Annotated in this window: 31 protein-coding genes; 12 read left to right on the top strand and 19 right to left on the bottom strand. The window is 62.1% G+C overall.

The window, feature by feature from the left end:
- The first annotated feature begins 149 nt into the window (after nucleotides 1-149).
- From infC to Q0L62_RS09650, 4 genes are all read left to right on the top strand, one after another.
- On the top strand, nucleotides 150-671 hold the full coding sequence (infC, locus tag Q0L62_RS09665) for a translation initiation factor IF-3 (protein WP_296679256.1): 522 nt from the start codon (nucleotides 150-152) through the stop codon (nucleotides 669-671).
- Between the two features lie 25 nt (nucleotides 672-696).
- Nucleotides 697-1983 (top strand): MFS transporter, encoded by a 1287-nt coding sequence (locus tag Q0L62_RS09660; protein ID WP_296679254.1) that lies wholly within the window; start codon nucleotides 697-699, stop codon nucleotides 1981-1983.
- Nucleotides 1984-2157: 174 nt separating this feature from the next.
- Nucleotides 2158-3456 carry a cystathionine gamma-synthase family protein gene (locus Q0L62_RS09655; protein ID WP_296679252.1) on the top strand — a complete coding sequence of 433 codons (1299 nt, stop codon included), beginning with the start codon at nucleotides 2158-2160 and terminating at the stop codon, nucleotides 3454-3456.
- Between the two features lie 41 nt (nucleotides 3457-3497).
- Nucleotides 3498-3980 carry a PaaI family thioesterase gene (locus tag Q0L62_RS09650; protein WP_296679250.1) on the top strand — a complete coding sequence of 161 codons (483 nt, stop codon included), beginning with the start codon at nucleotides 3498-3500 and terminating at the stop codon, nucleotides 3978-3980.
- Nucleotides 3981-3984: 4 nt separating this feature from the next.
- Here Q0L62_RS09650 and Q0L62_RS09645 read toward each other — a convergent pair whose 3' ends face one another.
- A complete protein-coding gene (locus tag Q0L62_RS09645; protein WP_296679248.1) occupies nucleotides 3985-4293 on the bottom strand; it encodes a hypothetical protein in 309 nt (102 codons plus the stop codon).
- Nucleotides 4281-4814 (bottom strand): J domain-containing protein, encoded by a 534-nt coding sequence (locus tag Q0L62_RS09640; protein ID WP_296679247.1) that lies wholly within the window; start codon nucleotides 4812-4814, stop codon nucleotides 4281-4283. The genes Q0L62_RS09645 and Q0L62_RS09640 overlap by 13 nt, the downstream gene beginning before the upstream one ends.
- A gap of 135 nt (nucleotides 4815-4949) precedes the next feature.
- Here Q0L62_RS09640 and Q0L62_RS09635 point away from each other — a divergent pair, with 135 nt between their 5' ends.
- On the top strand, nucleotides 4950-5126 hold the full coding sequence (locus tag Q0L62_RS09635) for a hypothetical protein (protein ID WP_296679246.1): 177 nt from the start codon (nucleotides 4950-4952) through the stop codon (nucleotides 5124-5126).
- Nucleotides 5127-5177: 51 nt separating this feature from the next.
- On the opposite strand, the gene pal is transcribed toward Q0L62_RS09635, so the two are convergent.
- The 12 genes from pal to hisB all read right to left on the bottom strand — a co-directional run bounded on the left by pal (nucleotide 5178) and on the right by hisB (nucleotide 12968).
- The gene (gene pal, locus Q0L62_RS09630; protein WP_296679245.1) at nucleotides 5178-5687 is read right to left on the bottom strand and encodes a peptidoglycan-associated lipoprotein Pal; all 510 of its coding nucleotides are present in this window, start codon (nucleotides 5685-5687) and stop codon (nucleotides 5178-5180) included.
- Between the two features lie 27 nt (nucleotides 5688-5714).
- The gene (gene tolB / locus Q0L62_RS09625; protein WP_296679244.1) at nucleotides 5715-7076 is read right to left on the bottom strand and encodes a Tol-Pal system beta propeller repeat protein TolB; all 1362 of its coding nucleotides are present in this window, start codon (nucleotides 7074-7076) and stop codon (nucleotides 5715-5717) included.
- Nucleotides 7077-7079: 3 nt separating this feature from the next.
- Nucleotides 7080-7865 carry a hypothetical protein gene (locus tag Q0L62_RS09620; protein ID WP_296679243.1) on the bottom strand — a complete coding sequence of 262 codons (786 nt, stop codon included), beginning with the start codon at nucleotides 7863-7865 and terminating at the stop codon, nucleotides 7080-7082.
- Between the two features lie 10 nt (nucleotides 7866-7875).
- Nucleotides 7876-8265, bottom strand: a complete 390-nt coding sequence (locus Q0L62_RS09615; RefSeq protein WP_296679258.1) for an ExbD/TolR family protein — start codon at nucleotides 8263-8265, stop codon at nucleotides 7876-7878.
- A gap of 52 nt (nucleotides 8266-8317) precedes the next feature.
- Nucleotides 8318-9016, bottom strand: a complete 699-nt coding sequence (gene tolQ / locus Q0L62_RS09610) for a protein TolQ (protein ID WP_296679242.1) — start codon at nucleotides 9014-9016, stop codon at nucleotides 8318-8320.
- Complete coding sequence (locus Q0L62_RS09605) at nucleotides 9016-9471, bottom strand: YbgC/FadM family acyl-CoA thioesterase (protein ID WP_296679240.1); 456 nt, start codon at nucleotides 9469-9471, stop codon at nucleotides 9016-9018. The genes tolQ and Q0L62_RS09605 overlap by 1 nt, the downstream gene beginning before the upstream one ends.
- 96 nt (nucleotides 9472-9567) lie before the next feature.
- Nucleotides 9568-9945, bottom strand: a complete 378-nt coding sequence (locus tag Q0L62_RS09600) for a histidine triad nucleotide-binding protein (RefSeq protein WP_296679239.1) — start codon at nucleotides 9943-9945, stop codon at nucleotides 9568-9570.
- Nucleotides 9945-10259 (bottom strand): phosphoribosyl-ATP diphosphatase, encoded by a 315-nt coding sequence (locus tag Q0L62_RS09595; RefSeq protein ID WP_296679238.1) that lies wholly within the window; start codon nucleotides 10257-10259, stop codon nucleotides 9945-9947. Before Q0L62_RS09595 ends, Q0L62_RS09600 begins: the two co-directional genes overlap by 1 nt.
- Nucleotides 10260-10278: 19 nt before the next feature.
- The gene (gene hisF / locus Q0L62_RS09590; RefSeq protein ID WP_296679237.1) at nucleotides 10279-11040 is read right to left on the bottom strand and encodes an imidazole glycerol phosphate synthase subunit HisF; all 762 of its coding nucleotides are present in this window, start codon (nucleotides 11038-11040) and stop codon (nucleotides 10279-10281) included.
- Complete coding sequence (gene hisA / locus Q0L62_RS09585; protein WP_296679236.1) at nucleotides 11037-11765, bottom strand: 1-(5-phosphoribosyl)-5-[(5-phosphoribosylamino)methylideneamino]imidazole-4-carboxamide isomerase; 729 nt, start codon at nucleotides 11763-11765, stop codon at nucleotides 11037-11039. Before hisA ends, hisF begins: the two co-directional genes overlap by 4 nt.
- Nucleotides 11762-12382, bottom strand: a complete 621-nt coding sequence (gene hisH / locus Q0L62_RS09580) for an imidazole glycerol phosphate synthase subunit HisH (protein ID WP_296679234.1) — start codon at nucleotides 12380-12382, stop codon at nucleotides 11762-11764. The genes hisA and hisH overlap by 4 nt, the downstream gene beginning before the upstream one ends.
- On the bottom strand, nucleotides 12375-12968 hold the full coding sequence (gene hisB, locus Q0L62_RS09575) for an imidazoleglycerol-phosphate dehydratase HisB (RefSeq protein ID WP_296679233.1): 594 nt from the start codon (nucleotides 12966-12968) through the stop codon (nucleotides 12375-12377). Before hisB ends, hisH begins: the two co-directional genes overlap by 8 nt.
- Nucleotides 12969-13071: 103 nt before the next feature.
- On the opposite strand from hisB, the gene Q0L62_RS09570 reads away from it, so the two are divergent.
- From Q0L62_RS09570 to gmk, 3 genes are read left to right on the top strand one after another with little or no spacing between them, the layout of a single operon-like run.
- Complete coding sequence (locus tag Q0L62_RS09570) at nucleotides 13072-13566, top strand: SspB family protein (RefSeq protein WP_296679232.1); 495 nt, start codon at nucleotides 13072-13074, stop codon at nucleotides 13564-13566.
- A gap of 4 nt (nucleotides 13567-13570) precedes the next feature.
- Nucleotides 13571-13990 carry a hypothetical protein gene (locus Q0L62_RS09565; RefSeq protein ID WP_296679230.1) on the top strand — a complete coding sequence of 140 codons (420 nt, stop codon included), beginning with the start codon at nucleotides 13571-13573 and terminating at the stop codon, nucleotides 13988-13990.
- A 30-nt stretch (nucleotides 13991-14020) separates the two neighbouring features.
- On the top strand, nucleotides 14021-14659 hold the full coding sequence (gene gmk / locus Q0L62_RS09560; protein WP_296679229.1) for a guanylate kinase: 639 nt from the start codon (nucleotides 14021-14023) through the stop codon (nucleotides 14657-14659).
- Here gmk and Q0L62_RS09555 read toward each other — a convergent pair.
- The 5 genes from Q0L62_RS09555 to Q0L62_RS09535 form a co-directional block, all read right to left on the bottom strand.
- A complete protein-coding gene (locus Q0L62_RS09555; protein ID WP_296679228.1) occupies nucleotides 14656-15519 on the bottom strand; it encodes a dienelactone hydrolase family protein in 864 nt (287 codons plus the stop codon). The genes gmk and Q0L62_RS09555 overlap by 4 nt on opposite strands.
- A 67-nt stretch (nucleotides 15520-15586) precedes the next feature.
- Nucleotides 15587-16465 carry an SMP-30/gluconolactonase/LRE family protein gene (locus Q0L62_RS09550; protein WP_296679226.1) on the bottom strand — a complete coding sequence of 293 codons (879 nt, stop codon included), beginning with the start codon at nucleotides 16463-16465 and terminating at the stop codon, nucleotides 15587-15589.
- Nucleotides 16466-16469: 4 nt separating this feature from the next.
- Nucleotides 16470-17288, bottom strand: a complete 819-nt coding sequence (locus tag Q0L62_RS09545; RefSeq protein WP_296679224.1) for an SDR family NAD(P)-dependent oxidoreductase — start codon at nucleotides 17286-17288, stop codon at nucleotides 16470-16472.
- Between the two features lie 148 nt (nucleotides 17289-17436).
- On the bottom strand, nucleotides 17437-18576 hold the full coding sequence (locus tag Q0L62_RS09540) for an acyl-CoA dehydrogenase family protein (protein WP_296679222.1): 1140 nt from the start codon (nucleotides 18574-18576) through the stop codon (nucleotides 17437-17439).
- Between the two features lie 107 nt (nucleotides 18577-18683).
- Nucleotides 18684-19847 (bottom strand): acyl-CoA dehydrogenase family protein, encoded by a 1164-nt coding sequence (locus tag Q0L62_RS09535; RefSeq protein ID WP_296679221.1) that lies wholly within the window; start codon nucleotides 19845-19847, stop codon nucleotides 18684-18686.
- A 172-nt stretch (nucleotides 19848-20019) separates the two neighbouring features.
- Between Q0L62_RS09535 and Q0L62_RS09530 the strand changes: the two genes are divergently transcribed.
- The 4 genes from Q0L62_RS09530 (at nucleotide 20020) to Q0L62_RS09515 (ending at nucleotide 24878) form a co-directional block, all read left to right on the top strand.
- Nucleotides 20020-20859 (top strand): SDR family NAD(P)-dependent oxidoreductase, encoded by an 840-nt coding sequence (locus tag Q0L62_RS09530; RefSeq protein ID WP_296679257.1) that lies wholly within the window; start codon nucleotides 20020-20022, stop codon nucleotides 20857-20859.
- Nucleotides 20856-22304: an MFS transporter gene (locus tag Q0L62_RS09525; RefSeq protein ID WP_296679219.1), complete on the top strand. Its 1449-nt coding sequence runs from the start codon at nucleotides 20856-20858 to the stop codon at nucleotides 22302-22304. Before Q0L62_RS09530 ends, Q0L62_RS09525 begins: the two co-directional genes overlap by 4 nt.
- A gap of 90 nt (nucleotides 22305-22394) precedes the next feature.
- Entirely contained in the window at nucleotides 22395-23678 is a 1284-nt protein-coding gene (locus Q0L62_RS09520; protein ID WP_296679218.1) for an acyl-CoA dehydrogenase family protein, read from the top strand.
- A 111-nt stretch (nucleotides 23679-23789) separates the two neighbouring features.
- Nucleotides 23790-24878 (top strand): Zn-dependent alcohol dehydrogenase, encoded by a 1089-nt coding sequence (locus Q0L62_RS09515; RefSeq protein ID WP_296679216.1) that lies wholly within the window; start codon nucleotides 23790-23792, stop codon nucleotides 24876-24878.
- Nucleotides 24879-24881: the final 3 nt, after the last annotated feature.

The following is a 24881-nucleotide window of genomic DNA, read 5'->3' as shown; positions in this document are numbered from 1 at the left end:
ATGCGCTGCTGGCTGCTTCGGGCCGGCTGGTACAGTTCCCGGTCTGGCGGAAAGCCGCCTAAACCCTTTCCCAAATCGCGGAATCGGATTAAGGAGCCGCCCAGACAACCGTCTAAGGAGATTCTAACATAGCACCCCCACCCCGGCGCATGATGTCGCCCCCCGTGAAGAGCGGGCCGCGCTACAACCAGATGATCACGTCCGACAAGGTTCGCGTCATTGACGAAACCGGCGAAAACATCGGCGTAATGTACACCCGCGAAGCCATCGAACAGGCAGCCGGAGTCGGCCTCGATCTTGTCGAAGTCAGCCCCAATGCCGACCCTCCGGTGTGCAAGTTTCTCGACGTCGGCAAATTCCGGTACGAGGCGCAGAAAAAGGCCAACCTTGCGCGCAAGTCGCAGAAGACGCAGGAGATCAAAGAGATCAAGATGCGTCCGAATATCGACGACCATGACTACGACACCAAAATGAAAGCGATCCACAAGTTCATTGGAGAAGGTGACAAGGTCAAAGTTACCTTACGTTTTCGAGGCCGCGAACTGTCACACCAGCAGCTGGGGATGAACCTCTTGAAGCGGGTGCAGGACGATACTGCCGAAGACGCCAAGATCGAAGCCTATCCCCGCATGGAAGGCCGCCAGATGCTGATGGTGTTGTCGCCTAAGTAATCGGTCTGGAGCGGGGGGACGACTAATGGTTAAACGGCTGTCGATCCCTCGCCAGCGCCTGGTCTCGATTATCGGCGGCTCGGCTGGCAATCTGGTCGAATGGTATGACTGGTTCGCTTATGCCAGCTTCGCGATCTATTTCGCCCCGGTGTTTTTCCCTAAGGCCGATCCCACCGCGCAATTGCTCAGCACAGCGACGATTTTTGCCGCGGGTTTCGTCATGCGACCGATTGGCGCCTGGGTGATGGGCCGCTATGCTGACGGGCGCGGCCGCAAAGCGGGCCTCACGCTGTCGGTTGCACTGATGTTTTCCGGATCGCTTCTGCTTGCCGCTGCGCCAACCTACGCCCAGGCCGGGCTGCTTGGCCCGGCGGTGCTGCTGCTGGCGCGGATACTACAGGGTTTGTCACTGGGCGGTGAGTACGGCGCCAGCGCGACATACCTGTCGGAAATGGCACCAAAGGAAAACCGCGGGTTCTGGGCCAGCTTCCAGTACATGACGCTGTGCGGCGGGCAGTTGTGCGCGATTGCCGTAGCAGTGGTGCTACAGGCCTTCCTGACCGAGGCTGAGCTGACCGCTTGGGGCTGGCGCATTCCCTTCGTGATCGGCGCGTTGTTGGCGCTGTTGGTCTACATGCTGCGCCGCAATCTTGCCGAAACGCCCTCATTCACCAACCAGGCGGTCGACCGACCAGCATCGACTGCAGCTTTGCTGTGGAAGCACCATCGGCGCGAAAGCATTCTTGTCGCCATGCTGTCGGCCGGCGGCGGGCTCAGCGCGTATACCTATACCAGCTACATGCAGAAGTACCTGTTCAACACGGTCGGCTTCGACAAAGCGACCGCAACCTACATCATTGCCGCGGCGCTGCTGTGGTTCACCGCGATGCAGCCCGTGTTCGGTGCGCTGGCCGACCGGTTCGGGCGCAAGCCGATGCTGCTGATCTTCGGGATCGGCGGGGCGCTAGCCGCAGTGCCAGTGTTCCTGCTGCTGGAACAGACCACCTCGCCAGTGGCGGCCCTGCTGCTGATCCTTATCCCGTTGACCCTGCAAAGCGGCTATAGCGCCAACAATGCGCTGGTGAAGGCCGAGCTGTTTCCTGCCCACATCCGCGGACTGGGTGTGGCGCTTCCATATGCGATCGGCAATGCCGTGTTCGCCGGAACGTTGGAAATGGTAGCGCTGGCACTGAAAGGCGCGGGGATCGAGCGGGCGTTTTACGGCTATGTCGCGGTGGTCATCGCCATGGCTGGTGTCGCGACGCTGCTGCTGCCTGAAACACGAGAGCGCAGCCTGATTGTGGAGGACTGACCGAGCCTTAATCCGGTTTCAGTTGAAATCATTTCACAGCTTGGCTAAGCACCCGCCCTGTTCCGGGACCGGGCCGGAGATGCGTTCCTGCGGAGGTTAGGAACGCCAGCGCCCCCGCCGTCCCATCACGTTCCCGCCTTCCTGGGAGCGCCTGTTCCGGAAGGATGCCACGCGATGGCCGATGCCCCGACCCCGACCCGTAAGCCCAAAGCCGCAATCACCCGCCTGGGCAATCACCAGTTGTCGCCCGCCACGCTGATGATGGGTCACGGTTATGATCCAGTTTTGTCCGAAGGCAGCCTCAAGGCACCGATCTTTCTGACTAGCACCTTCGCTTTTCCCAGCGCGGCAGAAGGCAAACGGTTTTTTGAAGGGATCACCGGCAAGGTCCCCGGCGGGACCGAGGGCCTGGTCTACTCGCGGTTCAATGGCCCCAACCAGCAGATCCTCGAAGGCCGTCTCGCGGTGTGGGACGGTGCCGAAGAGGCGCTGTCGTTTTCCAGCGGGATGACCGCGATCTGTGTTCTGTTTCTGGCCTTTGCCTCGGCGGGGGACGTCATCGTTCATTCGGGGCCGCTGTACGCCGCCAGCGAAGGCTTCGTCGCCAAAACGCTTAGCCGGTTCGGAATAACCTACGTCGATTTCCCCGCAGGGGCAACGCGCGCGGAACTGGACGCAGTGATGGCGAGCGCCAAGGAACAGGCCGCAGCGCAGGGCGGAAAGGTGGCGATGGTCTATCTGGAAAGCCCTGCAAACCCAACCAACGCGCTGGTTGACGTCGAAGCCGTAAAGGGCGCTCGCGATGGCGCTTTCGGGCCGGAATGCCCGATTGCGATCGACAACACTTTCCTTGGTCCGCTCTGGCAGCGCCCGATCGACCAAGGCGCGGATATCGTGGTCTACTCGCTGACCAAATATGTCGGCGGGCATTCCGATCTGGTGGCCGGGTCTATTTCCGGCGCCAAGAAGTGGATGACCCCGGTGCGCATGCTGCGCAATGTCATGGGCGGCATCGTTGATCCCAATACCGCCTGGATGTTGATGCGCAGCTTGGAGACGGTCGAACTGCGGATGAGTCGCGCGGGCGAAAATGCAGCCAAGGTATGCGCCTGGTTGGCGGTACACCCTAAAGTCGAAAAGCTCGGCTATCTGGGCATGATTGATGACCCACGCCAGCAGGATATATTTGACCGCCACTGTAGCGGCGCGGGCAGCACCTTTTCGCTCTACATCAAGGGCGGCGAGGCCGAGGCGTTTCGCTTCCTCGACAGCCTCAAGATCGCCAAGTTGGCGGTTAGCCTTGGCGGGACCGAGACACTGGCCAGCCTGCCCGCGGCGATGACGCATCTTTCAGTGCCGGATGAACGCAAAGCCCAGCTCGGCATTACCGACAACCTGGTCCGGATCAGCATCGGAATCGAGGATGCAGACGACCTGATTGCTGATTTCGAACAGGCCTTGGCCGCCGTGTGATCTGCCTTGCGGCGGCGTCGGCATTGTGCTTGGGCCGCCTTATGAGCTTCGAACCCCACGACAAGATGCAGCCCGACGGCGCGGCGCCCGTGTCCTGGCGGCTTGCCCCGGCGCAGGATCCGGCGTGGGATGGATGGTTTCATTGGGAACCGGCCGACGATTTCGAGGATTACGCTGGCCCATTTTATTGCCAGCCCCAATCTGGCGGCATCCTGTGCGGCTTTGTGCCCGAAAACAAGAACCGTAATGGCGGCGGAAACATCCACGGCGGATCGCTGATGACCTTTGCGGACTATGCACTGTTTATGATCGCTGGGGGGATGGAAGCCAACGTCCATGGGGTAACAGTAACGATGAACTGCGAGTTCGTCGGCGCAGCCGAGCCAGGACGTTTGCTGACCGCACGGGGCGAAGTAGTCCGCGCCGGTATGTCGATGGTCTTCGTGCGCGGCATGATCGACGATGACGGCCGCAATGTTCTGGCTTTTTCCGGTACGATCAAGCGAACCAGCCGCAAAAGTTAGATGTTCAGACGCGTTTGCCGCTCAGACGGCGGCGGTTGCTTTCCACTTTGCGGCGCAACGTTCGCACCGCGCGGTGAGCTTGGCCCTGAGGGGTCATGCCAAGGCTGCCAGTCATCGCCATAGTCTGCAACTCGATTGCGGCGTCGATTTTCTCGTTCACCATGCGCTGCGCTTCGTTCATGGCATCGGCATCGCCAGACGCCAGTTTAGTAAGCCGCAAGCCGATAACGGCAGTTGCTTCGAAACCCAGTGCCGCGCTGTCAAACCACAGTGACGTCCAGTTGCGGTACACCGGCAAACCTACCCTTTCCATTCGCGGCGCTCTTCCGCAGCGCGGAGTACTTCATAGGCCAGTTGCAGTGCCTGAAACGCTTTGGCCGCATCTTCGTCGCCAGGGCGCACATCGGGATGTACCAGCTTTGCCTTCGCCCGATAGCTTTTCTTGACCTCGTCAAAATCGACGTCGGCAGTTAACTCAAGCAGTTCAAGCGCGCGCATTTCGTCACGACTGCGGCTGCCATCGCCTGAGCCGCCCCAGCCATAGTGCGCTGCTTCCTTGTAGCCAGAATTATCCCTGGTCTCTTCCGCCTCGCGCTGAGCTGCCTCCTCCTTGTCCAGGCCCTCAAAATAGTCCCAGCCTGAATTGTATTCGGCGGCGTGGCGTTGACAGAACATCCAGCGTTCAGGGCTGTTGGGACTTTTTGGCGCAGGACAGGTACCGGAGTCCGCGCAGCCATGGCGGTCACACAGACGGATCGTCGCCGCCTCGCGCGCACCTTCATAGCCGCGCCAACGCGGGAAACCCCAACTATCCGAACGCCCAGCCTTGCTCATCCCTCCAGAGATAGTCGCTGGCGGGGGCTGGATGCAAGCTCTCGTGCAATGATTGCCCTTTTGAACAGATTGATCATTACTTGAAAATTGCCAATTTTTAGGACAAGAAGACCGCCGCAACGGGAGTTTTTCGCCATGAGCAAGCAACTGGCCCTGTCGATCGCACTATCGGTGCTGGCGATGACCGCCTTTGTCTTGCTGGGTCCGCAGCGCAGCGCATCAATGGCGGAAGATGGTGGCCTTAGCTTGCCGATCAAAGCCCATGCTCCGGCGCTGCCAAGCTTAAGCCATTTGATACCGTCGCTGCAATAGCACCCGGCCAGCCCGCTCGGACGCGCTGACTAAGCAACTGCCTGCTACGAATCAGTCGATCGTCACAGTCACCGCACGGCGGTTGCGCGCCCAGCTTGCCTCGTCCGACCCCAAGGCGGCGGGGCGTTCCTTGCCATAACTGATCGTGGCTATTCGCATTGGGTCAACACCAAGCGTGGCAAGGTAATTCTTGGCCGCGTTAGCGCGCCGTTCACCCAAGGCCAGATTGTATTCGCGGGTGCCTCGTTCGTCGCAATGCCCTTCCAACGTGATGCGTTTGGCCGGATATTTCGCCAGCCACTGTGCCTGGGCGGCAAGCGCTGTTTGGTCGGCACTGTCGATGTTGTACTTGTCGGTATCAAACAGGATCGTATCCTGGCCCATTAGCGTCGCGGCGAAATCGGCCTGACTGCCGGGAACAGGCCCCTGGCTGCTGGCCGGCGTTTCGGTCGATACCGCGGCGCCGGGATCGGGCGGCAGCACTTTGGGCGGCTTTTTCGAACAGGCCGATACGGCGAGGCCCGCGGCCAGCAAGGCGATCAGGGCGGGGTTGGTTTTCATGGGACTTACTCCTTTTGAAACTGCGAATTAGGGACGCAGCGCGCCCCAGGCGGGATCGCTGCCGTCGACCGGTGTATCGAGCTTGCGCAGCGTTCGGCCGGTCAGATCAACTTGCCACACGCTGGTTCGCCCAGTTGACTTGGCAGTGCGGAAGAACTGTATGACACGGCCATTGGGCGCCCAGGTCGGGGCTTCGTCCTGCCAGCTGTCGGTCAGGTACCGCAGCGATCCGCCTTGCGGGTCCATCGTGGCGACGCGCAGGTTGCCGACTATGTGGGTAAAGGCGATCTGGTCGCCGCGCGGACTCCATTCCGGGGTTGCCCCGCGTCCGCCAAAAAAGCTAATCCGCTTCTGGCCGCTGCCATCGGCATTCATAACATAAATCTGCTGGCTGCCCGAACGGTCGCTTTCAAACACAATCCGGCTTCCATCGGGGGAAAAGCTGCCGCCGATATCGATCCCCGGGCTGTCGGTCAGCTTTATCGCCGTACCGCCGCCAGCGGCCGGGATCTTGTAGATATCGGTATTGCCAGCGCTGGCCATCGAATACAGCACCCACTTGCCGTCGGGCGACCAGCGCGGCGCGAACAGAGGGTTCTTGGCGCTGAGCAGCAGCCGCTGCGATTTGGTTGCAGGATCGAGTATGTAAATCCGCGGCTGGCCGTTAAAATAAGACAGGTAAAGTATCGACTTGTAATCCGGCGACCAGCGCGGGGTCAGAGCGGTGGTCTGGCCGGTTGTCAGAAACTCGTGATTCTGCCCGTCCGAATCCATGATCGCCAAGCGCTTTAGCCGGCGGTCCTTCGGTCCGACTTCGGCGATATAGGCGATCTTGCTATCGAAGAACGGGCTTTCTCCCGATAGCCGTGAATAAACCAGATCGGCGCATTTGTGCGCTGCACGGCGCCAGTCGCCTGGGGCCAGTGTCCAGCCTGCCTTGGCCAGTTGCTGCTTCAACGCGACGTCATAGAGATAGCAGCCGATGGTAACCTGGCCGCCCGCTTCTGCCCGGACATAGCCCTGTATCAGCATGTCCGTCCCGCGGGCCCCCCAGTTATTGTATTCGGGCGCCTGGATCTGCGGCAGGGCCGGGCGCGGCAAGGCCGCCGGGCCGGTCGGCTTGAACAGCCCGTTGTTCTGAAGATCGGCGGTTATTACCCCGGCCAGCGCGAAACCCAGGGCCGACGTGCTGCCGGCGCTGGCCTGGGTGGGCACGTCGGCATTGGTAGCAAAGGACGGGATGGCGATCGTCTGGTTCTGCCAATCGCTGTCATCGGTGACGTCTATGGCCGGTTCTGCTGTTTGCGCAGTTGCCGCGTCAGGTGCGCTTTGCGTGAACGCGGGCTGCGCAGTCAACGCGAGGGCCAGGGCAAGGGACATAGTGTTCATGGCTCAGATGCTCTTTCTCATCCTCAGGGCGGGCGGCTTCTTCCACGCGTCGTACAATTCGGCTGGCAAGGTGAACGGCGCCGCCAGCTGGACAGCGCGGATTGCCTCTTCGGCATGGCGGCGGGCCTGGGCGCGGTTGGCGTCGTTGATTCCTTCCTGCGCCAGCAGCCGCGGTGATCCGGCTAGCGACCCATCAGCGTTGAGGTCGATGGCGATGACTGAGACCAGATTTTCGGTATCAACCCCTTGAGGTACGCGGCCCTGCCACTTGGGCTTGATCTGCCGCATGATCGCCGCGGCCAGTGCGGTCTTCACCCCCGGACCTACGGCGGCAGCGGGCGGATTGGGGGTGCGCGACTGGCCTTGCGCACCGCTAACGCCTTTGAGAAAATCGGAACCGATGCGGCTTCCTCCTGCAGGCTTAGCCGGGGCGGGAGCGGACTTTGCCTTGGGCGGCACAGGCCTCGCTGCCGGGGCGCGTTGCACAGCTGGCTTTACCGGGGCGGCAGAGACGAGCGGCACCGGGGTGGGTCGCGGCGGAGCGGCAACCGGCTGCGGCGCGCGTTCACCCAGCACCGACGCCTCGTCGGGTGCTGGCGCCGGGGCAGGCTGCGGCGCAGTAGAAGTGACGGCGATATCATCACTTAGCGTCACAGTCATCCGTTCAGGCGGCAATACCAGCGCAGAGCCGTGCGGGCTCAGCGCCAGCCAAGCAACCAGGCCCGCATGCGCGGCCACGGCCAGGCCAAGGCCAATGCGTTCGTCGCGGCGAAGGGCGATGGCTGCCATGGTGCCGGGCCTATTGAGTGGAGCCTGAACTGGTCGTGACCAGCGATATTGCGTTGAATCCGGCGTGATTGAGCTCACCCATCACCGCGATCACCCGGCCATAGTCCAGCGCTTTGTCCGCGCGAAGCGTCACTAGTGGTGGCTGACCATCCACATTGCGGGGTAACGCTGCCAGGCGCGCGGACAGAGTCCCGGGCACAACCTCGCTCTGGTCGATGAACAGGCGTCCTGCTGCATCCATTGTCAGGTTGATCTGCCGGGGCTGCTCATCAAGCGGCTTGGCCGCGCTGTCGGGCAGATCAATCGGAACTCCGGCGTTGAGCAGCGGCGCAGTGACCATGAAGATGATCAGCAGCACCAGCATGACATCGACCAGCGGGGTAACGTTGATCTCGGCCATTGGCGCGCGGCCGCGCCGTTTGCTGCGGCGGCTGATGGCACCTATCGCCACCTTACTGCCCCTCCAGATCGCGGCTCAGGCTGGCGTGGAACCGGTCGGCAAAGCGTTGCAGTCGTGCTTCCAGCTGATCGACCCGGTGCGAAAAACGGTTGTAGGCAATCACCGCAGGAATCGCCGCAAACAGCCCGATCGCGGTGGCAAACAGCGCTTCGGATATGCCCGGCGCAACCACCGCCAGCGATGAGTTCTGCTGCTGTCCGATCTGGAAAAAGCTGTTCATGATCCCCCAGACGGTGCCAAACAGGCCTACAAACGGCGCAACCGCCCCGACCGTCGCCAGAAAGTTCAGACGTTCGGACAACCGGTCCGCCTCCTGCGCAATCGCGCCGTCCATAGCCAGGGAAAGACGCTGGCGCGTTCCTTCCTTGTCGCGCCTGGCCGAAGCGCGCCATTCGGCAAGTCCGGCAGCGGCCACACGGGCTGATGGCGTTTCGCGGCTTTCCCATTCGGCCTGGAACGCGTCGATGTCCTTGGTTTTCCAGAACGCGCGCTCAAACCCGTCACACCGCTTGCGGATCGCGCTGGAGCGAAGACTGAAGGACAGCACGATCATCCACACCCAGACCGAGGCGAGGATCAGCCCTGCCATGACGATCTGCACGACAATATCGGCGTCGAGGAACAGTTTGACCGGGTTAAGATGGCGCGGCGCAGCAGCAGTGCTTGCGGCAAGGAGGGTGGCAAGGCTCATCAGGATCCTTCAGGAACGATGTGGGCAAAGGCCGCGTGCCAGCCGTCCGGCATGCGGCGGGGGCGACCATCGGGAGAAACAAAACCGACGCGAAAGTTAGCCTCTGACAGTAATATGCCGTCATCGCGTAAGGCCTTCTGGTGCATCCGGCACGATGCGGCGCGCAGATCCGCGCAGCGGGTCTCAATCAGTATTGCATCATCCAGTCGCGCGGGCACGGCATAACGGATGGTCAGGTCAACCACGGCAAAGGCGCCCAGGCCGCTTTCGTTTGCGCCGCGCTGATCAATCCCCCGCAGGCGAACGAAATCGCTGCGCGCGCGTTCGAACCAGCGCAGGTAATTGGCGTGATATACCACCCCTGAAAGGTCCGTATCCTCAATATAGGCGCGCACGGCAAAACGGTGAACGGTGCCGTCGATCAAACCGGAAGGAGGCGCGGGAAATGACGTCATGCCGCCGGACCTTTAGCAAGCGCAGGAGTCGCACGGCAACCCCGCTAAAGTGCGCCAGGGCGCAGTTTGCACGGCTGATCAGTCGTGCAGGGCGGCTCAGCGCGCCAGCATCGGACCCAAAGGTCTGCCGCCGAACAAGTGGACGTGAAGGTGCGGCACTTCCTGATGACCGTGCCCCCCTACATTGGCCAGCAAACGGTATCCCGGTTCGACCAGCCCCGCCTCACGTGCGATATGGCCCACGGCGCGGATGAATCCGGCGATTTCGTCTGCCGATGCCCGCGCCGAGAAATCATCCCAGCTGACATAGGCGCCCCGGGGGATAACCAGCACGTGCAGAGGCGCCTGCGGATTGATATCGTGAAACGCCAGCGCCCATTCATCCGCATAGACGGTCTTGTTTGGTATTTCGCCGCGCAGGATTTTCGCAAAAATGTTCTGATCGTCATAGGGCAGGGTGGCGTTGATTGGCATCATTCGCTCCGGCTGGCTTTTTCTGCGATCCCGCTAACGCCCTCTCGGCGGTCAATCTCGGCGGTAACTTCATCAAGGGTGACCCCCTTGGCATCAAGCAGGACGAGCAGGTGGAACAGTGTGTCGGCCGCTTCGCCAATCAATTCCTCGCGCGTGCCAGTCAGCGCGGCAATGACGGTCTCGACAGCTTCCTCGCCCAGCTTTTTTGCAATCACTGGAACTCCGCGCGCATGGAGCCTGGCCACCCAGCTGGTCGCAGGGTCGGCATCGCGGCGCGCGGCGATGGTCGCGGCAAGGCGGGTCAGAGTGTCCATGGCTGCGTGGTCTGCCAAGCTAACTGCGTGCCGGCAAGCCTGCTGCGCGCAGGGCAGAGTGGGCCTGGGCCAGGGTATGGGTGCCAAAATGAAAGATTGAAGCGGCGAGAACTGCGGATGCGTGGCCTTTTGTCACGCCTTCGACCAGATGTTCGAGCGTGCCGACCCCGCCGCTGGCGATCACCGGAACCGATACGGCATCGGCAATCGTGCGGGTCAGGTCAAGATCATAGCCGCCCTGCGTACCGTCGCCGTCCATCGAGGTTACCAGCAGTTCGCCCGCGCCCAGCTGCGCCAGACGGACCGCGTGCGCCAGCGCATCGATCCCGGTGGCCTGGCGTCCGCCGTGGGTGAAGATTTCCCATTTGCCCGGCGCCACCCGCCGCGCATCGACCGAGGCGACGATGCACTGGCTACCCATTTTCTGGGCGATGTCGGCAACCATTTCAGGGCGGCTGACGGCCGCGGAATTGACCGCGACCTTGTCCGCGCCGGCAAGCAGCAGCGCCCGGGCATCCTCCACCGTGCGCACCCCGCCGCCGACGGTCAGGGGCATAAAGCAGACTTCGGCAGTGCGCCTGACGACTTCGAGCAAAGTTCCGCGTCCTTCGTGGCTGGCGGAAATATCCAGGAAGCACAACTCGTCCGCTCCGGCCGCGTCATAGGTGCGGGCCTGTTCGACCGGATCTCCAGCGTCCTTGAGGTTTACGAAATTGACGCCCTTGACCACGCGCCCGTCGCGCACGTCGAGGCAGGGGATTACGCGGATGCGGACGGTCATGCCCTGTTCGCCATTGCAATTGCCGCGGCCAGATCGAGCCGCCCTTCGTAAAGCGCGCGCCCGGTAATTACCCCTTCGATGCCTTCATGCGCGTGCAGCGCCAGAACGTGAATGTCGTCGAGCCCCTTGACCCCGCCGCTGGCGATCACCGGCAAGTCTACTCTGCGGGCCAGTTCGACAGTTGCGTCGATGTTGACGCCTTTCAGCAGCCCGTCGCGGCCGATGTCGGTGAAAAGCAGGCTGGCGACTCCAGCGTCTTCGAACCGGCGGGCGAGGTCGACCACTTCAACGTCCGAGACATCGGCCCAGCCCTCGGTTGCGACCATCCCGTCTTTCGCGTCGACCGCAACGACGATTCCGCCCGGGAACTCTGCCGCCATATCGCGCACGAAATCAGGGTCCTTGAGCGCGGCGGAGCCCATCACGACGCGGCTTACCCCAAGGTCAAACCAGCCTTCGACAGCTGCGCGGGTACGGATCCCGCCGCCCAGCTGTACGTGGCCAGGAAACGCCGCGACAATGGCTTCCACCGCCTCGCGGTTCTCGGCGCGGCCGGCAAAGCTGCCGTCCAGATCGACCACGTGGAGGAATTGCGATCCGGCCTCGGCAAACAGCGCTGCCTGTGCCGCCGGATCATCGCCATAGACCGTGGCGCGGGCCATATCGCCCTCGGCCAGACGAACGACCTGACCGGCTTTAAGGTCGATGGCGGGGAATACGATCACGGCTTCCACTCAAGAAAGCGAGACAGCAAGGCAAGTCCATATGCCTGGCTCTTTTCCGGGTGAAACTGAACGCCTACCAGATTGTCGCGCCCAACCGCGGCGACCAGTCCGCCGCCGTGGTCGGTCATCGCCAGCACATGGCGGCCATCATCAGGGACAAAATGGTAGGAATGAAGGAAATAACCCTCACCCGGTTCAATCAGCACCGCGTGGGCAGTGGTCGCGACATCGTTCCAGCCCATATGCGGCACCTTGATCCGCCGGTCAGTCCGTTCGATCAGCCGCACTTGGCCCGCGATCCATCCCAGCCCCGAGGTTTCGCCGTGCTCCACTCCGGTCGCGGCGAGCAACTGCATTCCAACGCAAATGCCCAGGAATGGCGCGCCGCCGACGAACACCCGCTCGTGCATTGCTTCGACCAAGTGGGGAATCGCGTTCAGCCCTTCGGCGCAGGCCCTGAAACTGCCGACGCCGGGCAGGACAATCCGGTCGGCAGCGCGAACCACATCGGGGCTGTCGGTAATCGTGACGCCGTTACAGCCCGCCGCTTTTAGTGCGTTGGCGACGGAATGAAGATTGCCCGCGCCGTAATCGACCAGCGCGACAACCTCAGCCACCGAGCACCCCCTTGGTACTGGGAATTGCTCCACCCTTGCGCGGATCAAGCTCGACCGCCTGGCGCATTGCACGGGCAAAACCCTTGAAGATGCCTTCGCAGATGTGGTGGTTGTTCTGCCCGTAAAGCAGTTCGATATGCAGCGTGATCCCCACCGCCTGCGCAATCGACTGGAACCAGTGTTCGAACAGCTCGGTATCCATTTCGCCAAGGCGCGGCTGGCTGAACGCAGCGTTCCATACCAGCCAAGGCCGCCCCGATATGTCGAGCGCGACGCGGGCCAGCGCCTCGTCCATGGGGCTGTAAGCCGTGCCGTATCGTCCGATCCCGGCCTTGTCGCCCAGCGCGCTCGCGATCGCCTGGCCAATCGCGATCGCGCTGTCCTCGGTCGTGTGGTGCTGGTCGACGTGCAGGTCGCCTTTGATGCGGCAGGTCACATCGATCAGCGAATGGCGGCTGAACTGTTCGATCATGTGATCGAGGAAGCCGATCCCGGTCGACACGTCATAGGCCCCGGTCCCGTCAAGATTGACCTCGACCAGGATGTCGGTTTCGTGCGTCTTTCGAGCGATTCTGGCAGTACGCATGGGGCTGGCCTATAGGCCGGATTGCGCACCGTGCAACCATTCGCGTGGCCGCCCGTTGCTGCTATGGCTTGACCTATACCCCCAAGGACGCCAGTTGACAGCCATGAGCGATGACGCACCAGACAGCCTGATCCCCTATGACGAAATCGTCCAGGAGGCGCTGCGCGCTGTGGTCGGCCGGGTGCTGGGCCAGGTTGAAACGACCGGCGGAACCCTGCCGGGCAACCACCATTTCTACATTACCTTCAAGACCGAAGCGCCCGGGGTATCGATCCCGTCACACCTGAAGGAGCGCTTCCCCGACGAAATGACCATCGTCCTGCAGAACAAGTTCTGGGATCTGACAGTTGGCGAAGACGGTTTTTCGGTCGGACTGACTTTCAACCAGATCCCGGCAAAGCTGGACGTACCGTTTTCGGCGATCACCGCGTTTGTCGATCCGGCCGTCGATTTCGGCCTGCAATTTCAGGCACTTGGTGCGCCCGACGGCCCCGAACCGCACGAGGATGCCGAGAACGATACGCCCGATGGTGAAGCTCCGGCCGGAACCGATGATGGTTCCAACGTGGTGACGGTCGATTTCGGACGGAAGAAATAGGCCCGTGGCAAAGGCTCCCAAGACCCTTGCGGGCAAGACAAAGGCCGCTGCCCGCATGGCCGGCGAAAAGGCGCAGGACGCCAGTCCCAATCCGATGACCAATCTGATCGCGGCCGACATTGCACTGCGCGGCGGCGGGCGGATTCTGCGTCACGTGGTTGAACGCACCTTGCTGCAGACCAAGTATGCGCCCGGCAAGGCCAAAGCGATTGTCAAAGGTCGCTCCATGACCCAGACCCTGGTCGGCACCGCGCTTGCCCGTATGGCAACCCGTTCGGTCCCCGGGGCGCTGATTGTGGGCGGCGGTCTGCTCGCCAAAACCCTGCTCGACCGACGCCGCGGCAAGGAAAAGGCCCGCGCAAAGGGCAAGGTGCTGGTGGACAAGCAGGCGAAAAAGGGCGGTGCGGACACCTCGGGCGCTTGATCGCAGCGCTTCCATGAGCGATTGAGCGCCATGGCAACTCCAGATACCCTGCAGCGCCGCGGCCTGATGTTCATCCTGTCATCGCCTTCGGGCGCGGGCAAGACCACGATCTCGCACATGCTGCTCAATGCCGACGCGGAGATCTGCCTTTCGGTTTCCGTCACCACCAGGCCCCAGCGCCCGGGCGAGGTCGATGGACAGGATTACATCTTTGTCGATCAGCCGACCTTTGACCGGATGGTCGAGGAAGAGCATTTTCTGGAATGGGCGCCAGTGTTCGGGCATAGTTACGGCACGCCCAAGGCCCAGGTGAAAGCGGGACTTCGTGACGGGCAGGACTTCCTGTTCGACATTGATTGGCAGGGTACCCAGCAGCTTTATCAGAAGCTGGAAACCGATGTTGTCCGGGTGTTCCTGCTCCCCCCCACAATCGATGAACTGCGCCGCCGTCTGACCGGGCGCGGAACCGATGCGCCCAATGTGATCGCCAAACGGATGGAACGCGCCCGCGCCGAGATCAGCCATTGGGACGGCTATGACTATGTCGTGGTCAACGACGATATCGACCTGTGCTTTGCCAAGGTTCGTGAAATACTCCACGCCGAACGCATGAAGCGCGCCCGGCAGACCGGCCTGATCGGCTTTGTCCGTGAACTGATGCGTGACTAGCGCCGCCGTACCTCAACCTGCGCTCCACCAGTAGCCGCTGCAAAGCGCTTTGCCGCGGCTGCGTCGCCGGCAATCCTTGCTTTCAGGAAGTCGATTGCCAAGGCCCACGTTTCGTTGAACCCGGCTTCCTTGCCGGCAACAAACTCATGCGTCGCGCCCTTTACGATCAGGACCGTGTGATCGCCTTCCGGAAGCCTGTCGAAATAGAACAGGTGGAGCGCAGGATCAGACACGAAGCCAGGCACGGTGTCTGCGGTGCCGGTGACCAGAAGGGTCGGCACCGTTACACCGTCCAGCGGGCCGGGCGCCTGGCTGAGGCCGGGGATCGGTCCGGGCGAGGAAAACATCACCACGGCTTTCACCGCATCGACTTTGGCCGGCACCATCGGGGCGAATGCACCGCCCGCCATCAGCCCGGTCAATGCGCCGTAACTGTGGCCTGCCGCAGCCTGGGCCAATCCGGGAAACCTCTGCGCGGCAAAAGCTGATACGGCGATCATGTCGCCAACGCGGGTCGGGAAGGCGTCCTGCATGGTGGTACGGGTTTCAGCCGGCTGGTCCAGCGAATCGGTGTGGGTTGGCGCGGCCACGGCAAAGCCTGCTGCCACCAGACGGTCGATCACCGGGCGGACCCCGGCAAGCGGGGTACCTCCACCGTGCGAGAACAACACCACGCCCAGTGGCTGTGCCGGTGCGACCAACAGAACGGGCACGGTGCGGCCATCGGCGCTTTTCAGCGTCAGCGTTTCGGCTGAAGCGGTCATCGCAGCAGGAGTGGCTTTGGGCGGCGGGGCGACCGGAGCGCAGGCGGCAGTGGCCGCAAATGCGAGAAGAGCGGCAGAGCGGAGGAAAAGGTTCACGATCAGGTCTTTACAGGGACAGGAGGGCCCCTAGTGCCGACCCGCCTCCGGTCTGTCGAGCGCGAAATCAGGGCAATCCGGCATGGGCGGTCGAAACTTCGGTAACCAGCACCTTGCCGGTTGCCGTGTCGCTCGGTCCCGAATCTGCAGCCACCAGCATGAACAGGTGCCGTCCGGTCGGCCCACCCAGCATGCAGGCGTAGCAGGGCAGGTCGCCGGTCTGGACGACATCCAGCACTTCGCCGCCCGGCGCGATCAGCGCACATTCCGGGGCGGCGGGATTGGCGATCCACACGGCGCCGCTGGCATCAAGGCAAATCCCGTCCGGAATACGCGGCGCGGTCAATGCAAACGGCCGGCGGTTGGTCAGCGTGCCATTGTCTGCGATGTCCAGTTGGGTAAGCCGTGTGCCAAAGGTTTCGGCTACAATTAACGTGTGCCCATCAGGGCTAATCACCATGCCATTGGGGAAAGAAAAACGTTCTCCGGGCGCGGCATCGCTGACCGCGCCGTCGCTCTGAATCAGAGCGAGCATTGTGGTCGGGTGATCGGCCAGAACGCCCGCGACCCCGCGTTCAGCCAATGCTGCGCCCAGATCGAAACCGAAGTTGCCCACATAGGCGCGACCGTCGGGATCGACCACCATGTCATTGCACATGAAAGCCGAATGATCAGCCAGATCTGCGTGGCATTCAAACCGTCCGTCCGGCCAACGCCGCCACACTTGGCGCAATTCCATCCGCACCACCAACAGCGACCCATCGGGCATCCAGCCAAGCCCGGACGGCTGGCCTTCCAGCCTCAGTTCGACGCGTAAGTCCCCGGCCAGATCGACCGAATAGATGCATTGCGCGTAGAAATCGGAAAACCACAGACGTCCATTGCGCCAGCGCGGCCCTTCGCCGAAATGGATTCCGCTGGCGAGCGTGCGCAGGTGGTGCTTCATTACGTCAATGCCCTCCCGAAGCGTCCTGGAAATCTTGCGGAATCCAGCCGTTTACGATGCCGCCGTCAATCGGGATTGTCGTGCCCACGACATAATCCCCCGCGCGGCTGGCTAGATAGACTGCTCCGCCCGCAATATCTTCCGCAACGCCGACACGGGCATAGGGAATGCCCTTGGCGCTGCCTTCCGGATTGCGCGCTGCGGCCTTGTTCATTTCGCTGGGATAGGCACCCGGCGCGATCCCGGTGACGACGATGTTATCGGTGATCAGCCGCGCCGCCATCCGCTTGGTCAGGTGGATCACCGCCGCCTTCGATGCCTGATAGGAATAGGTTTCCCAAGGGTTTGGCCGCAAACCGTCGATCGAGGCGATGTTGATCACCTTGGCCGGCCGCTCAAACGTGCCGGCGGCTTTCAGCAGCGGAAACAGCTTCTGCGTCAGGAAAAACAGCGATTTGACGTTAAGGTCCATGACCTTGTCCCACCCCGCTTCGGGGAACGTTTCGAAATCTCCGCCCCAGGCCGCACCGGCATTGTTGACCAGAATGTCGAGACGGCCTTCGCGCGCGGTCAGGTCTTCGGCCAGCTTTTTGATATCGTCCATCTGGCTGAGGTCGCCAGGCAGGCCGATAACCTTGCCCGGGTAGGCCGCATTGAACTCAGTCTCGGTCTCGGCCAGCTGATCGCGCTTGCGAGCGGTAATGTAGACACGCTCGCACCCGGCGGCGAGATAACCTTCCAGCAGCATCTTGCCGATCCCGCGGCTGCCGCCAGTGATCAGGGCAACTTTGCCTTCGAGGCTGAACAGTTTGGTGAAATCCATTGTGACGCTTCCTTGGGTCTGGCACCGCGCGCGGGCTTCAATAAGCGCAGCCTGAGCGGTTTTGGGTTGCAATCTTTCGTGTCGAAGTCAGTTTCGTGTTGAGGCCCGCCTTTTTGAAACCGTCGGAGGGTGCGGCGCGGTCCGTCTCTTAATATCCGCTCAACTGCGCCACGCGCTGGGCGTGGTAATACTGATCGCCCATAAACTCGGCCAGCGCGCGGTCGCGCTTCATGTAAAGTCCGATGTCGTATTCGTCGGTCATGCCGATTCCTCCGTGCATCTGCACTCCTTCGCGCACGGCCAGGCCCGCGGCCTTGCCGGCCTTGGCCTTGGCGACCGAAACCATCAGGTCCGCCTTTTCGCTGCCCCCGTCGAGGAGCTGCTGCGCTTTGAACGTCGCGGCGCGCGCAATCTCGATTTCGGAATAGAGATGCGCGGCGCGGTGCTGTAGCGACTGAAACTCACCGATCAGCTTGCCGAACTGCTTGCGCTGCCTGAGGTAGGTGGCGGTCATGTCGAAGGCACCGGCGGCCACCCCGACACTTTCCGCAGCCGCACCCACCCGCGCAGCATTGAGCACGCGGTTCAGCACTTCGCGCCCACCGTCAACCTCGCCGATCACCGCATCGGCATCGAGCTGAACACCCTCAAGTTTGATATGGCTGGCGATTGAACTGTCGACCAGGCGAACTGCATCCTGGCTTAGCCCGACGGTATCACGCGGCACTGCGAACAGCGTGATCCCGTCCGCATCGTCATCGCTGCCGGCGGTGCGCGCGGCGACTACCAGCATGTCTGCGCTGGCGCCGTGAATCACGAAAGTCTTGGCGCCGTCCAGCCTGAACCCGTTGCCGCTGCGGACTGCCTGTGTTGCGATGCGTTCCGGACGATGCTTGCGCCCTTCATCGATCGCGACAGCGAACACGCTGTCACCTGATAGCAGCCCGGGCAGGTACCGGCCCTTCAGCTCGTGACTGGAAGCGCCTAGGGCGGTGGCAGCGGCAATGGCGCTGGTCAGGAACGGCGAAGGGGTCAGGTTTCGGCCGATCTCCTCCATCACGATACCCGCCTCGACATGGCCCATGCCAAGCCCGCCATCATCTTCGCTGACCATAATGCCGGTGAAGCCCAGCTCGGCCAATTGCTTCCACAAGGTGTGGCCAAAGCCGTCCTTGCATCCGGTGTCGCGCCAGTGACGGAGCTGCTTGGCAATTGCACCCTCATCGGCCATGAACTGCCGGGCGGTGTCAGCCAGCATCGTCTGGTCTTCGGTATGATAAAGCGGCATTTTGTTCCTTTCGTCATCCCGGACTTGATCCGGAACCGCTGGCATCCTGTCGCGGCCTCGGTGCGTTGAGGCCAGCGGTCCCCGGGCATGCCCAGGGTCGAAGCGAATTAAGCCCCCGGCAGGTCGAGAATGCGCTTGGCGACGACGTTGAGCATCACCTCGCTGGTCCCGCCCTCGATCGAATTGGCCTTGGTACGCAGCCAGTTGCGGGCGCTGGATCCGCCATTGCTGGCTTCGCTTTCCCATTCCAGCGCGGCGCTTCCGCCCGCCGCCATGACCAGCTCAAGCCGGCGCTTGTTGAGCTCGGTCCCGGCGTACTTCATCATGTTGGGCTGGGCCGGGTGGCCTTTTCCGACCTTCACTTCGTCCATGAACTTTTCGCTCATCGCGGTGAAGGCCAGGGCATCGACGTCGAACAGCGCAAGTTCGGCGCGCAGCACCGGATCCTCAAGCGCGGCAGCGCGCGATACGGCCGAACCAAGTGACGCCGCCCGGTCGCCACCACCGGTTGACGAGATCATTTCGCGCTCGTGGCCCAGCAGATACTTGGCCACATCCCAGCCGCGGTTGAGTTCACCCACGATCTGCTCCTTGGGCACCGTCACGTTGTCGAAAAAGGTTTCGCAGAACGGCGAATTGCCGCTGATCAGCAAGATCGGCTTGGTCGATACCCCAGGGCTGGCCATATCGAACAGCAGGAAGCTGATGCCCTGATACTTGTTGGTCTTGTCGGTACGAACCAGGCAGAAGATCCAATCCGCCTTGTCGGCATAACTGGTCCAGATTTTCTGGCCGTTGACCACCCAGTGATCGCCCTTGTCCTCGCCAAAGGTCTGCAAGGACACCAGGTCACTTCCTGACCCTGGTTCGGAATATCCTTGGCACCAGCGGATCTCGCCCCGCGCGATCTGGCCAAGGTAATGTATCTTCTGCTCCTCGGTCCCGAACTTGAGCAGCGCCGGGCCAAGCATCCAGATGCCGAAGCTGGACAGCGGCGGGCGCGCGCCGATCCGGGCGCATTCCTCGCGCCAGATCTTGGCCTCGGCCGCACTCATGCCCGCGCCGCCATAGGCGTTGGGCCAGTCAGGTACGGTATAACCCTTAGCGGCGCAGCGCTCCATCCAGGTTTTCTGTGCTTCGCTTTTGAATTGAAAATTGCGTCCGCCCCAGCAGACGTCATCCTCGTCCTTGACGGGCTGTCGCATTTCGGGCGGGCAGTTCGATTCAAGCCAGTCGCGGATTTCCTCGCGAAAATTCTTAAGGTCGGACATGCAATTCCTACTCCCTGGTTAAGCGCAAGGTTAAGGCCGTTGGGGGGCGCGGCGCAAGCGCGGATTTTCGCCATTTGCCAAGAATCGCAGATACCGTAGCGTCACCACTTGAGCGTTGACCGACACGGCCGCAACCCTAAGTTGTCGAACAAACGGTATGGAGAGAGAGTCGGTGCGATTCAGCGGAAAATGCGTCGTCATCACGGGGGCCGCTTCGGGAATCGGACGGGAAACGGCGCTGCTCTTCGCGCGGGAAGGCGCGCATGTTTTCGCCGCGGACCGCGATTTTGAAGGCGTTCAGGCGCTGGCCCTCGAATCCCCCGGCATTACTGCGGTGGCGTGCGATGTCTGCGCGGTCGATCAGATCAAGGCGCTGATGGATCAGGCTGCCGCCGCGCATGGCGGCATTGATGTGGTCTTCAACAATGCCGGCGCAGCCGGTGACCGCGCCCCGATCGACGAGATCGAGGCGGAAGGTTGGGACCACACCATGGATCTGTTGCTGCGCTCGGTTGCAATGGGCATCCGCCATGCTGCGCCGCACATGAAGGGGCGCCCCGGCGCCAGCATCATCAACACCAGCAGCATCGCCGCGATCGGGCCCGGCTATTCGCCCACCGCCTATGCGGTGGCAAAGGCAGGCGTGCTGCAGCTGACCCGCTGCACCGCGACCGAGCTGGCGCAATACGGCATTCGGGTCAACGCGGTGCAGCCCGGCTTCATCAACACCAATATCTTCACCAGCGCACTCGAGATTCCGAACGAGCTGGTCGATACAGCCAAGGCACTGATCCACCAGGTGTCGAGCAACGCCCAGCCTGTCGCCCGCGCCGGTATGCCCGCGGACATCGCCAATGCCGTTGCCTTCCTTGCAAGCGCAGAGGGCAGCTTCATGACGGGCGCATCGCTGGTGGTCGATGGCGGCATCACTGTCGGCCCGCGCCATGCCTGGGATCCCGAGGCGCCGAAAATGTTCGATGCGCTGCAGGCGATGGCCGAGGCGCCCAAGTGACACCCCGCGCCGATGCGCTGCCGCTGCGGGTAAAGCTGTTCAATGGACTCGGCTCGATTGCCTATGGGGTCAAAGACAACGGCTTTTCGACCTTCCTGCTGATCTTCTATAGCCAGGTCATCGGGCTGGATGCCAAACTGGTCTCTCTGGCATTGATGCTGGCGCTAATTGTCGATGCCTTTGTCGATCCGTTGATCGGCCATTTGTCAGACCGGACCTATACCCGCTGGGGACGGCGGCACCCTTGGCTTTATGCTGCGCCCGTGCCGCTTGGCCTTGCCTGGATGCTGCTGTGGAGCCCACCGGCAGATCACACCCATATTTTCACGTACCTGGTGGTTGTTGCCATACTGGTGCGCACACTGGTTTCTTGCTGCGAAGTGCCGTCCCAATCGCTGGTGGCCGAGCTGACCAGCGACTACGACGAACGCACATCCTTGGTTCGGCTGCGCTACCTGTTCGGTTGGAGCGGCGGGCTACTGCTGTTCTTCCTGGCCAACACCGTGTTCCTGCGCGCGGATGAAACCCACGCGGTGGGGCAACTCAATCCCGAAGGTTATTGGCGCTTTGGCCTGTGCGGCGCGGTACTGATGGTCGGCGCAGTGCTCATTTCGGCCTTGGGGCAACATGGCCGGGTGGCCACGATTCCCGAATTCAAGCCAGCGGCGCAATCGGCGCGCGGCGCGCTGGACGAAATTCTTGAGGCCCTGCGCCATCCGGCCGCAGTGATCCTGCTGTCCGCTGCGATGATCGCTATTGCCAGCACGCAAATGGCCTTCGCCATCGCCAATTATCTGTACCTTTATGTATGGCAACTCGATGAAACCGGCTTTGCCGTACTTCCTGGCCTGTTGCTCTGCACTGTAGTCAGTGCCTTTGTCATTGTCCGGCCGCTGCACCAGCGTTACGGCAAGCGTGACACGGCGATTGCCTGCAACCTGATCAGCGTGATCATCTGGGTGATCCCGTTCGTGCTGCGGTATGTCGGTTTCTGGCCGGAGCCGGGATCGACCCCTTCGACCGCGCTGATATTCGGCTTCCTGCTTGTCACCAATACAGCGGGGATCATGGTGTTCATTTCAGCACAGTCAATGCTGGCCGACGTAGTCGAAGCGTCGTTCGAACAAACCGGCCGGCGCACCGAAGGCACCTTTGCTGCCGGGTGGATGTTCGTGCAGAAATGCGGAACCGCGATTGGCATCGGCCTGACCGGGCTGATCGTCAGTCTGGCCGGCTTGCCTGCGAAGGCTGTGCCGGGCCAGGTTCAACCGCAGGTGATCGACAATCTAACTATTTATTATGTGTCGCTGGTGTTGCTTGCGGGAGCTGGATCAACGCTGATCCTGCGGCGCTTCCCGATCACCCGCGCCGATCACGAAGCGCGTCTCGCCGCGCTCGACGCAGCAGCCATGATCGACCGCGATGCGGAAGGCAGTCACCCTTAACCGCCCGGTTAATTCACCCTTGGCGCGGCGAGCACGGCGTGGCAGGGACAAAACCAAGAGACTCGAAAGTTTCACAGAAAGGATGACCTCATGGACTTCGACCCGACCGAACGGCAGGTCTACTGGCGCGACCGCGTGCGCCAGTTCATCGAAAACCACGTTCGCCCGCGCCAGGGTGACTATAAACGCCAGGACGCTGCAGGTGAGCGCTGGAAAGTCATCCCGGTGGTCGAAGAGGAAAAGGCCCGCGCCAAGGCGCAGGGAATCTGGAACCTGTTCATGCCGCCGCAGTCGGGCCGGACTCATGTCGATGATACGTTCGAATTCGACGGTCCGGGCCTAACAAACCTTGAATATGCGCTGTGCGCCGAGGAAATGGGCCGGGTCGGCTTTGCCTCTGAAGCGTTCAACTGCTCTGCGCCTGACACCGGCAATATGGAGGTGCTGCACCGCTACGGCACGCGCGAGCAGAAGGAACAGTGGCTCAAACCGCTAATGAATGGAGAAATCCGTTCCGCCTTCCTGATGACCGAACCGCAGGTTGCCAGTTCGGACGCCACCAACATCGAATGTTCGATCCGCCGTGAAGGCGACGAATACGTCCTCAACGGGATCAAGTGGTGGTCGTCGGGCGCGGGCGATCCGCGCTGCAAGATTGCAATCGTGATGGGCAAGACCGATTTCGAGGCGAAGCGCCATGCCCAGCAATCGATGGTGCTGATGGAACTTGATGCGCCGGGGGTTGAGATCCTGCGTCACCTGCCAGTCTTCGGCTATGATGATGCCCCGCACGGCCATATGGAAATCAAGCTCAACAACGTCCGCATCCCAGCCAGCAACATGTTGCTGGGCGAAGGCCGCGGGTTTGAAATTGCCCAGGGCCGCCTCGGCCCGGGCCGTATACACCATTGCATGCGCACCATCGGGGTCGCCGAGGAAGCGCTGGCCAAGATGGTCAAGCGATTGTCCAGCCGGGTGGCCTTCGGAAAGACGATCAGCACCCATTCGATCTGGGAACAGCGGATTGCCGAAGCGCGGATCGAAATCGAGTGCTCGCGGCTGCTGTGCCTCAAGGCGGCAGACATGATGGACAAGTTCGGCAACAAGGCTGCCCAAGCTGAAATCGCAATGATCAAGGTCAAGGCGCCGAACATGGCGCTGAAGATCATCGACGACGCGATCCAGGCCCACGGCGGCGGCGGCGTCTCTGAAGACTTCGGTCTTGCCTCGGCCTATGCTCATCAGCGTACCCTGCGCATCGCCGATGGCCCCGATGAGGTTCACAACCGTTCGATAGCCCGGATTGAACTGGGCAAATATGCCCCTCAACCCGCTGGCGGGCCCAGTTCGGGCGATGTCGGTGTGTCGCGGTAGTCGGAAAGTGGTCCCGGGCACCGCCCGGGACTCACGACCTTCAAAAACCGGCCTCAAGTTTTAGAGGCCAGCGATCCCCGCCTGCGCGGGGATGACGAGTGGAGAGAATTAATGAAAGCCGCAGTCCTGGTCGCACCGAACCAGCCGCTTGAAATTGAGCAATTGCAGATCAGCAAGCCTGCCCCGCACGAGGTTTTGATCCGCACGGCTGCTTGCGGGCTGTGCCATTCAGACCTGCATTTCATCGAAGGAACTTATCCCCACGCCCTGCCCGCTGTTCCAGGACACGAGGCGGCGGGAATTGTAGAGGCGGTTGGCAGTGAAGTGCGCACAGTCAAGGTTGGCGATGCGGTGGTAACCTGCCTTTCGGCGTTCTGCGGCCACTGCGAGTTTTGCGTCACGGGCCGTATGGCGCTTTGTCTGGGGGCCGAAACCCGCCGCGCATCCGGCACAGAATCGCGCCTGTCACGCGGCGATGGGAGCCCGGTAGCGCAGATGCTCAACCTGTCGGCCTTTGCCGAAATGATGCTGATTCACGAGCACGCCTGTACCCGGATCGATCCGGATATGCCGCTGGACCGCGCTTCTGTGATCGGTTGCGCGGTGACCACCGGGGCCGGGACGATCTTCAACGCGTGCAAGGTGACCCCAGGCGAAACGGTTGCCGTGGTCGGCTGCGGCGGGGTCGGCCTGGCGGCGATCAATGCCGCCAAGATCGCTGGCGCAGGCAAGATCATCGCCGCCGACCCGGTTGCAGAAAAGCGCGAACTGGCGATGAAGCTGGGGGCGACGCATACGGTCGATGCCTTGGCAGAGGATGCCGCCGCGCAGATCGTGGAAATGACCAAGGGCGGGGTTGATCACGCGGTGGAGGCTGTCGGCCGCCCCGCTTCGGGCGAACTGGCGGTCAAGTCACTGCGCCGCGGCGGGACGGCAACGATCCTGGGCATGATGCCGCTTACGCATTCGGTCGGGCTGTCGGCGATGGACCTGCTGTCCGGCAAGAAGCTGCAAGGCGCGATCATGGGGATGAATCACTTCCCCGTGGATATGCCGCGGCTTGTTGATTTCTACATGCGCGGGCAGCTCGACCTTGATTCGATCATTGCCGAACGCATTTCACTGGAACAGATCAACGAAGGCTTCGAAACGATGAAGGGCGGCGCTTCGGCGCGCAGCGTCATCGTATTCGATCATTAAGCA

It is taken from the genome of Novosphingobium sp., assembly GCF_024642085.1.
Classification (GTDB): Bacteria; Pseudomonadota; Alphaproteobacteria; order Sphingomonadales; family Sphingomonadaceae; genus Novosphingobium.
This window is presented reverse-complemented; position numbering and strand designations above follow the sequence as displayed.

Excerpts from the sequence above, each read along its gene's own strand:
- Q0L62_RS09615 (WP_296679258.1), bottom strand. The coding sequence starts at position 8,265 with ATGGCCGAGATCAACGTTACCCCGCTGGTCGATGTCATGCTGGTGCTG.
- Q0L62_RS09620 (WP_296679243.1), bottom strand. The coding sequence starts at position 7,865 with ATGGCAGCCATCGCCCTTCGCCGCGACGAACGCATTGGCCTTGGCCTG.
- Q0L62_RS09545 (WP_296679224.1), bottom strand. The coding sequence starts at position 17,288 with ATGGATTTCACCAAACTGTTCAGCCTCGAAGGCAAAGTTGCCCTGATC.
- Q0L62_RS09515 (WP_296679216.1), top strand. The coding sequence starts at position 23,790 with ATGAAAGCCGCAGTCCTGGTCGCACCGAACCAGCCGCTTGAAATTGAG.
- hisF (WP_296679237.1), bottom strand. The coding sequence starts at position 11,040 with ATGACCGTCCGCATCCGCGTAATCCCCTGCCTCGACGTGCGCGACGGG.
- Q0L62_RS09540 (WP_296679222.1), bottom strand. The coding sequence starts at position 18,576 with ATGCCGCTTTATCATACCGAAGACCAGACGATGCTGGCTGACACCGCC.
- Q0L62_RS09635 (WP_296679246.1), top strand. The coding sequence starts at position 4,950 with ATGAGCAAGCAACTGGCCCTGTCGATCGCACTATCGGTGCTGGCGATG.
- pal (WP_296679245.1), bottom strand. The coding sequence starts at position 5,687 with ATGAAAACCAACCCCGCCCTGATCGCCTTGCTGGCCGCGGGCCTCGCC.
- Q0L62_RS09535 (WP_296679221.1), bottom strand. The coding sequence starts at position 19,847 with ATGTCCGACCTTAAGAATTTTCGCGAGGAAATCCGCGACTGGCTTGAA.
- gmk (WP_296679229.1), top strand. The coding sequence starts at position 14,021 with ATGGCAACTCCAGATACCCTGCAGCGCCGCGGCCTGATGTTCATCCTG.
- hisB (WP_296679233.1), bottom strand. The coding sequence starts at position 12,968 with ATGCGTACTGCCAGAATCGCTCGAAAGACGCACGAAACCGACATCCTG.
- tolQ (WP_296679242.1), bottom strand. The coding sequence starts at position 9,016 with ATGAGCCTTGCCACCCTCCTTGCCGCAAGCACTGCTGCTGCGCCGCGC.
- Q0L62_RS09550 (WP_296679226.1), bottom strand. The coding sequence starts at position 16,465 with ATGAAGCACCACCTGCGCACGCTCGCCAGCGGAATCCATTTCGGCGAA.
- Q0L62_RS09650 (WP_296679250.1), top strand. The coding sequence starts at position 3,498 with ATGAGCTTCGAACCCCACGACAAGATGCAGCCCGACGGCGCGGCGCCC.
- Q0L62_RS09645 (WP_296679248.1), bottom strand. The coding sequence starts at position 4,293 with ATGGAAAGGGTAGGTTTGCCGGTGTACCGCAACTGGACGTCACTGTGG.
- Q0L62_RS09660 (WP_296679254.1), top strand. The coding sequence starts at position 697 with ATGGTTAAACGGCTGTCGATCCCTCGCCAGCGCCTGGTCTCGATTATC.
- Q0L62_RS09520 (WP_296679218.1), top strand. The coding sequence starts at position 22,395 with ATGGACTTCGACCCGACCGAACGGCAGGTCTACTGGCGCGACCGCGTG.
- tolB (WP_296679244.1), bottom strand. The coding sequence starts at position 7,076 with ATGAACACTATGTCCCTTGCCCTGGCCCTCGCGTTGACTGCGCAGCCC.
- Q0L62_RS09570 (WP_296679232.1), top strand. The coding sequence starts at position 13,072 with ATGAGCGATGACGCACCAGACAGCCTGATCCCCTATGACGAAATCGTC.
- Q0L62_RS09605 (WP_296679240.1), bottom strand. The coding sequence starts at position 9,471 with ATGACGTCATTTCCCGCGCCTCCTTCCGGTTTGATCGACGGCACCGTT.
- Q0L62_RS09655 (WP_296679252.1), top strand. The coding sequence starts at position 2,158 with ATGGCCGATGCCCCGACCCCGACCCGTAAGCCCAAAGCCGCAATCACC.
- infC (WP_296679256.1), top strand. The coding sequence starts at position 150 with ATGATGTCGCCCCCCGTGAAGAGCGGGCCGCGCTACAACCAGATGATC.
- Q0L62_RS09595 (WP_296679238.1), bottom strand. The coding sequence starts at position 10,259 with ATGGACACTCTGACCCGCCTTGCCGCGACCATCGCCGCGCGCCGCGAT.
- Q0L62_RS09600 (WP_296679239.1), bottom strand. The coding sequence starts at position 9,945 with ATGCCAATCAACGCCACCCTGCCCTATGACGATCAGAACATTTTTGCG.
- Q0L62_RS09640 (WP_296679247.1), bottom strand. The coding sequence starts at position 4,814 with ATGAGCAAGGCTGGGCGTTCGGATAGTTGGGGTTTCCCGCGTTGGCGC.